General features: G+C 62.9%; 6 protein-coding genes and 1 pseudogene. 5 read left to right on the plus strand and 2 right to left on the minus strand.

Features of this window, described 5'->3' with window-relative positions; all coding sequences use genetic code 11:
• Both AC1D1G_RS37085 and AC1D1G_RS37090 read left to right on the plus strand, forming a co-directional pair.
• A pseudogene (locus AC1D1G_RS37085) lies at nt 1–594 on the plus strand (serine/threonine-protein kinase); the annotation flags it as partial.
• A gap of 320 nt (nt 595–914) precedes the next feature.
• Nucleotides 915–2,369: an MDR family MFS transporter gene (locus AC1D1G_RS37090; protein WP_477956056.1), complete on the plus strand. Its 1,455-nt coding sequence runs from the start codon at nt 915–917 to the stop codon at nt 2,367–2,369.
• 274 nt (nt 2,370–2,643) lie between these two features.
• On the opposite strand, the gene AC1D1G_RS37095 is transcribed toward AC1D1G_RS37090, so the two are convergent.
• Complete coding sequence (locus AC1D1G_RS37095) at nt 2,644–3,483, minus strand: FadR/GntR family transcriptional regulator (RefSeq protein WP_283352050.1); 840 nt, start codon at nt 3,481–3,483, stop codon at nt 2,644–2,646.
• A 788-nt stretch (nt 3,484–4,271) separates the two neighbouring features.
• On the opposite strand from AC1D1G_RS37095, the gene AC1D1G_RS37100 reads away from it, so the two are divergent.
• Together AC1D1G_RS37100 and AC1D1G_RS37105 are read left to right on the plus strand one after the other, a co-directional pair.
• On the plus strand, nt 4,272–6,632 hold the full coding sequence (locus tag AC1D1G_RS37100) for an ATP-binding protein (protein WP_477956059.1): 2,361 nt from the start codon (nt 4,272–4,274) through the stop codon (nt 6,630–6,632).
• A complete protein-coding gene (locus tag AC1D1G_RS37105; RefSeq protein WP_283352051.1) occupies nt 6,613–6,816 on the plus strand; it encodes a hypothetical protein in 204 nt (67 codons plus the stop codon). Before AC1D1G_RS37100 ends, AC1D1G_RS37105 begins: the two co-directional genes overlap by 20 nt.
• Nucleotides 6,817–7,211: 395 nt before the next feature.
• On the opposite strand, the gene AC1D1G_RS37110 is transcribed toward AC1D1G_RS37105, so the two are convergent.
• Nucleotides 7,212–8,216: a helicase-related protein gene (locus AC1D1G_RS37110; protein WP_283352053.1), complete on the minus strand. Its 1,005-nt coding sequence runs from the start codon at nt 8,214–8,216 to the stop codon at nt 7,212–7,214.
• Between the two features lie 287 nt (nt 8,217–8,503).
• Here AC1D1G_RS37110 and AC1D1G_RS37115 point away from each other — a divergent pair.
• A partial coding sequence (locus AC1D1G_RS37115; protein WP_477956061.1) for a TetR/AcrR family transcriptional regulator occupies nt 8,504–8,687 on the plus strand: 184 nt, incomplete at its 3' end.

The following is an 8,687-nucleotide window of genomic DNA, read 5'->3' on the forward strand; positions in this document are numbered from 1 at the left end:
GGCACACGCATCGCGAGCACCCGAGGTCTCCCACGACTGCGGGCACGGATGGACTACGAACGAACCCTTCTCTATCCGAACGCCGGAGAACAACTCGAGGGCATCGTGGCCACGCCCTATTCCCATCGCCGAACTCCCGTCGACAGCCTCGACGAAACCACCGTCCAACTCGAGGAAGCAACCGCCATTCATCTCCTCCTCCTCGAGCCGATCGCGACTCCGCAGACGCTCGCACTGGCATGCAGTTGGGCCAGCCAATGGGTGCACGCGCTCGAGGGTCGAGACCGTCCCCGGGCCACACTCGACGCGCAGCGCCTTCTCGTGGAGGCCTGCGCCGCTGCCGGACGCACCGGGCAAGCCAAACACCTCCTGACAGCGGTCATGGCGCAATGTGCCGGAATTGGCATGAGGCGGTACCTGCTCGACGGAGGACCACACATCCTCCCACTCGTCCGTGAGCTGAGACAAGACATGGAACACGGTCACTGGCAAAGCAACTGGGAATCGGTGCCGCCCGCCTTCCTTGATGACATCCTTGCCAGCTCCGCACAGCCCGCACCGGCACCCCACCAGGATCCCGGCTCCTCCGGCTAACCGCGAGGTCCACATTTGACTCCACTCCGGCACCGGGCATCCGAGGCTCCTAGTACCGGTCGGTGAACGTGACGGGTGGTGTGCGAAACTCCACAACCGGTAACTAACCAGTTGGTTGACAATACTGCTAGTGTGACAAACAACCAGTTAGTTAGAAACGTTCCGGGACGCCTGCGCCCTCTGAGACCGAACTCGGTCAGTCAGCCGCCCTGGGCCTTCATCGCAGATCCGAGGTAACCATGCCCTCTCCCTCAACCACGGCACCCGCACAGAACTCTGCCAAACACGCTGCCGGAACAGCGCCATCGGTGGGTCTCGCCATGAGCGCACTCATCATGGCAGTGCTGCTCGCAGCCCTCGACCAAACGATCGTCTCAACCGCGCTGCCCGCGATCGCCTCCGACGTGGGCGGGTTCGAGTACATCGCCTGGGTCAGCGCCTCCTACCTCCTCGCGACAACAGCATCGACGCCCCTGTGGGGAAAGCTCGGCGACATGTTCGGCCGCAAGCGCCTATATCTGGGTGCCATGGCCATGTTCCTCGTCGCCTCCGGATTGTGCGGACTTGCCCAGGACATGAGCCAGCTCGTCGCGGCACGCTCCTTACAGGGCTTGGGCGGCGGCGGGATGCTGGTCCTCACATTCGCGCTGGTGGGCGATGTAGCCGGTCCGGAGGACCGGAGCCGGTACCAAGGCATGTTCGGTGGCGTCTACGGCGTAGCCAGCATTCTCGGCCCTGTGCTGGGAGGCGTATTCACCGACCAACTCTCCTGGCGCTGGGCCTTTTTGATCAACCTCCCCATCGGCCTGGTCGGTTTGCTACTCGCGTCGCGGAACCTACCCGCAGGCGCCAAGCGCCGGACCGGTCCCATCGACTACCTCGGAGCCACGATTCTCGCCGCCCTGTCGGTCTGCCTTGTGCTGATCGTCTCCTTCGGTGACGACTGGGGCTGGAGCTCCATCCGCACCGTCGCCCTTGCTGCGGCAGCCGTAGTCTTGCTTCTCGTCCTCCTCCCGGCCGAGCGCCGGGCACCCGAACCGGTATTGCCGCTGCCCATGCTCAGGACCCCAACGGTATCCATAGCCTCCCTCGTCGGTTTCATCGCCAACTTCGCGATGTTCTGTGTGCTCGTCTACCTGCCCACCTACCTGCAGGTAGTGCACGGCGTTTCCGCAACACTCTCGGGCCTGCACATGCTCCCGCTTGTCCTCGGGCTCGTCATCAGCCAAGCACTCGCCGGCCGCTGGAGCGGGCGTACCGGTAAATGGCAGCTCTGTCTCGTTGCGGGCATGGCACTGAACATCGTCGGACTACTTCTACTGGCCACCCTCAGCGCCCACACCAGCGTCTGGGTACTGGGCCYCTACTTCGCTGTCGTCGGCATCGGCATCGGCATGGTGCCAATGGTCATAATGGCCGCCGTGCAAAACGCCGTCGACCCCGACGACCTGGGCGCGGCCAGCGCCATGGTCACATACTCCCGCTCGATGGGAGCAGCTTTTGGTGTCGCCGCATTCGGGGCCGTGTTCAACCACGTCTTCACCCCGCGACTGACCACTGCGCTGAACCATTCGGCCCTGCCCGCCCAGTTCGATCCCACCAAGACCGACACCATCGCTTCGCTGCCGTCGGCGGTGAAAATCCCGGTCTTGGAGGCATTCTCGGATACCGTGGCTAGCACCTTCCTCCTGACCGTCCCGCTGCTCGTCCTCGGTTTCGTACTCACCCTCTTCCTCGCGACGAGACGCAGCGCGGCCACCGCCGCGCGGAGGTGAAACGAGCCGGGCGATACCGCTGAGATCGTTAGGGGAGAAGGGGGTCAATTTGCTGCCCGTGGCCGACCGCAGACGGCCGTCGCATCGCCTCCCTCGCGGGGAAACAGGTCAAGGCGTCAATTGGACTCGAACGGTGGCAGATCTGCCTCCCTCAAGGACGTCGACCCGGCTGCCGTAACCGTAACGAGGAGCTCGCGTCATTCGCAACGCCGAGAATCGCAGGTGCACAACCGGATCACGCCAGTTCGTGTTGCGTCAGCGAGATCCCATCGTTCTACTGCGCAACATCACGCCACTTCACTGGGCGCTCGTAGGCCTCCGGGTACCGCCGCTTAACGAACTCATGAAACTCGCGCATGTGCCGGCGCATCGCCCACCGGGCACCTTCGGGATCGCCAGCACGGATCGCGTCCGCGATAGTGATGTGTGCCTTGAGGACGGCGGCGCGATTCTCGATCGAGTAGCTGACACCCAATGGCATGCCATCAGTGATCTGGTGAAGGGACACGATGAGGAGGGTGAAGAGATCATTTCCCGCCGCGGTAGCCACCGCAGCGTGGAAGCGGTCGTTCTCCGCGCGAAAGTTCTCGTCGTTGTCGAGGAAGGCTTCCATCCCAGCTATGGAGTCCGCGATGAGATCTCGGATTTCCTCTGTCGCACCTACGGCGGCGCGCCCTGCCAACTCGGGTTCGAGAATCTCGCGGGCTGCGATAATCTGGCTGAAGGGGACGGCTCGAAGCTGCAAGAACAGGCCCAGTGAGCCGGCGAGATCGTGGGCATCAGGATCCGCGACGAAAGGGCCGCCTTGGGGACCAGCCTTCATTGTCAGAACGCCGCTCATCTCCAAGAATCGCAGCGACTCACGGAGCGTTCCGCGACCGACCTCGAAACGGGCGACCATGTCTCGTTCACTTTGCAACCGTGTCCCCGGCGCTAGTCGGTCATCGGTAATGTCATCGACGATGAGCTGGGCGATCTCGACTGCGGCCTTGTGGGATCGCCGACCCTTGGTACGCCGACGAGGGACTCGGTCTTCGTGAACAGCCTTACGGGCAGGCGTGCCCTGTGAATCGTCGGCGTTAGCGGGCATGGCGTCGCCTTCGGGGGTGCACACCGATGCCACCTGACTGTCCAATCATAGTATTAATGGTACCGCAGGCCCATCGTGGGTCGGGTAGCAGTCCAGGGTGCTGTGCCATACACCGCCTCCCTACGGACCGCGGGACGTGCGGGTACCTTCGGGCAAGTAGCGGGGATGTCGCAACCTACTGGGTGGAGACGTTCGCTGACGAATGCAGCACTGCCCCACTTCGACCTCCAGGGTGGTGCTGAACACGACGTTGTAGTTGGCCCAACGAACGATCGCGTCAAACTTTGATTCGTGGTCTAGCAGTGATTGCCCGGGAACGACTGACTTCGAAGCGAATCCTCTGAATCGACGGTGGCCCTCTCTGCTACCGGCGGTCGGCGGAATACTGACTGTCAGCAACGGAAGTGGGCGAACGGCAACTTCGTCGACCTGGCGTGCATGCTGGCGATTTCGCGCTGCCTCTGTTCCAGGACTGACCCATAGTCTGGATGCCCTCGTCAAGGCGGCTGCGTTCTACCAACCGGAGGGGGAAACATACAGGTACGTCCGCTACGCGCCGGCGCAGGGGCGGTTGGAATACTGACAGATTCAGAGCGAATCCCAGGACGAACGAGGTCGACGCGCCACACGGGGTCGCGCATCACCCGACCGATGATGTACGCGGGCCGATCCACACTAGAGCCAACCGGCACCCTTGGGGACAATCCGACGCGCAGGACGGAGATGTCCAGCGAAGTCAATCAGAGACTGTAATTCCGGCGGGAACAGTCCGACAACCCATGCCAGGTGAAGGGGCCAACGGGTACCGTTGTGTGAAGAATCTCGACGAGAGTGACGATGGGATGGCAGCCGGCGTTCGGAGCAATTTAGGAAACTTGCCCCTAGAACTGACTAGTTTCGTCGGTCGTCGTCATGAAGTAGCAGAGGCAAGACGGTTGCTGTCCTCCTCCCGCCTGTTAACACTGACAGGAGTTGGAGGCGTCGGTAAAACAAGGTTGGCTTTGCGGGTTGCGGCCGAGGTGAAGCGCGCATTCCGTGACGGAGTCTGGCTGGTAGGACTCGGCGACCTGCGAGACCCGGTTCTCGTACCGGACACCATCGCTTCCGGTCTAGGACTCAGAGAACAATCAATTCGCCCGACCTTGACAATGCTGGCTGAGTATCTCAGGGACCGACAACTTCTGTTAGTCCTGGACAATTGTGAGCACCTCGTTGGCGAGGTCGCGAAGTCCGTCGAAACACTGCTCACATCCTGTTCGGATCTGCATATCCTGGCGACGAGCCGGGAACCCCTCGTTATCGGCGGCGAATCCGCAATGAGAGTTCCACCGCTGGCGGTACCGGATCCGTGCCGTTCAGTTTCCTTACGAGGTCTTCCGCGATACGAATCCGTGACCCTGTTCGCCGAGCGGGCTGCAGCCGCACTCCCAGGTTTCGAGCTTACTGAGGACAACCAGCTGGCGGTCGCCCAAATATGCTCCCGCTTGGAAGGCCTCCCGCTACCAATCGAGCTGGCGGCGGCGCGGTTACGAGCGATGTCGGTAACACAGATCTTGCAGCGTCTAACGGACCGATTCACATTGCTAACAGGTGGCAGCAGGGTCGCGCCAGGCCGTCAGCAGACTCTGCGCCTTTCGATGGACTGGAGCTTCGAACTTTGCACCACACATGAGCGACAACTATGGGCCCGATTGTCAGTGTTCGCGGGAGGATTCGAACTCGATGCTGCGGAGGAAATTTGCGCAGACGAACTGACCTCCGAACAATTGCTCGACCACGTAGTTTCGCTCGTCGACAAATCAATTCTCATCCGTGAGGAGCCCGGCAAGGTCGTGCGGTACCGGCTTCTAGAGACATTGCGCGAGTACGGACGCGAGAAGTTGCAGGAGGCAGGGGAGGACTCGCAGCTTAGGCGTCGCCACCGCGACTGGTACGAAAAGATGGCGCTGCGGGCGGAGGTGGAATGGATAAGCCCGTCGCAAGTGGAGCTGATAACGAGATTGCAGCGAGAGCAAACGAATCTTCGGGAGGCACTCGAATTTTCAATGACAGATCCGACTGAATCGGAGTCGGGCGTGGAGATGGCCGCTGCCCTCTATCCGTTCTGGCGTTTTCGTAGTCCTTTGGGTGAGGGAAGACATTGGCTCGACCTCGCTCTCACTAGTCAGGGCGGCCAACCAAGTACCGGACGAGTCAAAGCGCTCTGCGCCGACAGCATGTTAGCCGGAGTGCAGGGGGACCTGCGCGCAGCTGCGGCTCGCATCGAAGAGGCGCGCGTCGTCGCAACCAAAATCGGTGATGACGAGATGGGGGCGCTCGTCACCTCCGACGAAGGGCGCCTGTCGCTGTACGACGGGAATCTCACTCATGCCGTCGCCTGTTTCGAGTCCGCCATCAACTTCTTCCGCAAGAGCGACAACATTCACAAAGTGATAGGCGATCTGCTCGGACTCGGACTGGCTTGCGGACTGAACGGGGACATTGAACGAGCGGTCGCATGTCACGAGGAGGTGCTTTCACTCGCCGAGCCTCGCGGCGAATCTGTGTACCGATCATATGCACTGTGGATCCTTGGAATGCTGGTTGCGCAGCAAGGTGACCCTGTCCGCGCCACCGCACTGCTCGAACAAGGCCTGCAACTCACGCGAGTCGTAGATGATCCTCTTACCTCTGCATGGTGCTTGGAAGCGCTGGCTTGGATCGCCGCAGGTGATCAAAGGGCACAACGCGCCGCCATATTGCTGGGAAGCGCCGAGTCACTCGGGAAGAAGGTCGGCGGCCGCACCGCCATTGTTCCGAATCTTCGTCGTTACCACGAGGAGTGCGAACGCCGCACACGTCGAGTGCTCGGTGACCGGGCATTCCAGTCGGCCTACGCGCAAGGGGAGGCTTTCGGCTACGAGGAAGCCCTTGCGTATGCGCTCGACGAGCAGTCCCCCACAGCATCGCCAACTTCAACCTCAGATTCGACGACACTGACCAAACGGGAGCTGGAAGTAGCTACTCTCGTCGCACAGGGACTCACAAACAGAGCAGTCGCCACGAAACTCGTGATATCCCAACGCACAGCGCAAGGGCACGTCGAGCATGTCCTTGCGAAACTCGGATTCACCTCGAGGGCGCAGATAGCGGCGTGGATGGTCGAGCAAACGCATGACGAGCAGAACTCCTAGTTCTTCCCCGAAGGGATGGTCCCACCGGGTAAGGAGTACCCCCGACGACCACCAGAATTACACCCGGGCACTCACCCAGATCGAAGGCGCCGTGCAGGTGCTGCGCGATGCCGCAGACACCGTGGCCGACCTGGACGGTGACGAGGTAAACCGCTACCGCCGCGCCCGTACGGGCAGTAGCTGACCGAACATCGAACTCTGACCGGTCCTCGACCGGATGTCCTTACCACCCCTGTTCCCAGCGCCGCAACCGGTTTCGGGTGGACAGTCTGTGTGCGAGTGCCGTGGAGAGGAGGACGGCGCCAGCCGAGAGTGCCCAGAGCCCGCATGCGGCGGTCACGGCCAGTACGGTTTTTTCACGGCTGTCAGGGATGGGGCCGCTAAGGGGGCCGTCGGCGTCGGCGCTGATGGTGATGGCCTCACCGGTCTTCGCGGGAGYGGCGGTGGGCACGGCTGCGGTGCGCTCCCCGTGGGGTGTGGACCAGCGGGCCCGGGCGGTGTTCTGGTCGCCGGCAGGGTGAAGCGCGTACTCGGGGGGTCTCGGGCGCGAGGTAGGTGTCCTTGAGCAGCACTGCCGGTTCATGCTGCACGCCGGCGCGCAGCGCCTGGGTTTGCTGTTCCAGCCGGGTGTGCGTCGCGGTTCCAAACGGCGTCGACGGGATCAACAGCAGGACCACGGCCGCGATGGCAGCATGAGGGTAGCCTCGTAGCGGTCGCTATGGCCGTTCCGCCCCGGACCCGGATCCGGCTGTGCGGACACTCGGCAGACATCGGAGAGACTGATCGGCGGCAGACAGCGCGCCTGCGGTGCGTCGGAGGGGTTTCGGGAGGTGGGGACCCGAACCAGAACTCCCACGGTGCGGTGGTCTGCTCGACCAGGCGCACAGCGAAAGCGCGGGCGAAATCTGCGCCGAGCTGTTGGGGCAGGTCGAGATGAATCCTGGAGGGAAGTCGTGGCTGCCGGCAGAGCTGTCGTCTGAGTTCATCGAGATGCTCGCCGAGTTGGCTGTCGTGTGACCGCAGCGCCTTGATTACGTCCCATACCGGTTTGAATACCGAGTTGTCGAGGGCGACCGCCGGGTCTTCGTCGGTGTCGACGAAGACCGGAATGACGATGGTGCCGATGGTCTTGTCGGGGGCGAGCCTGATGGCGCGGCCGACGGCCCGGACGATGTCGACCTCGGAGCGGCGCGGGTCGATGAAGGCCACGCTGTCGAGGGTGGGGACGTCGACGCCTTCGGCGAGGCAGCGCGCGTTGGCGAGTAGTCCCCTTGGGCCGTGCTCGAGCCGGCCGAGGTGGTGCAGGAGCGCATGGCGCTGCCCTGCGGGCATCTCGCCGGATGCGTAGTCGGACCATACCTGACCCAATGGTTGCTGTTCGGCGGGTATCCAGAAGATCACCTCGGGGAGGGACTGGGCGCGCGTGACCCGTGAGTGGAAGGTGATCGTGCGGTGCAGGTCGTAGCGGCGCATCGCCTGGGCGAGGCCGATTTGTCCGGCGAGAGTGCGGGCGTCGGTCACCTCGGTGCCATTGGTGGTGACGAATCGGCCGCGCTGGGCCCAGTCCCGGTAGGTGGCCGTCATCGACTGCGACGACGGCCACCTGGTAGTCGGTCAGTAGTTCACGTTCGATCGCCTCCGCGAATCCGAGCCGGTGGAATACCGGCCCGAACACCTCCTCGTCGTCCATCGAGTCGACCTCGAAGTCGGCTTCCTTCGCTTGCCGCACGACCCGGCCGGTGAAATAGCGTGGGCTTCGGGGCGGAGGGTCAAGCGTTCGCGGTAACCTCTGAGTCCGGTGGGGCGGTGCGCCGACAGCCCTTGCATGCCGTTCGGGCCCAACGGCGCGTTGTGAGAGGTAGGGAAAGACAGTGGCTGGCAGGCGTGGGTGGGGTGGTAGTCCGCCTGGAAGTGACGAGGAAGCGTCCCGGCGAATCGTCACCGCCGCAGTCGAACTCATCAGTCGGAAAGATACGGCGATCAGCATCGCCGACGTTGCGGAATCCCTCGGCGTCATCCGTCAGACGGTGTACCGATACTTTCCCAGCACCGACG

The sequence above is a fragment of the Rhodococcus sp. P3_B8 genome, from assembly GCF_056402775.1.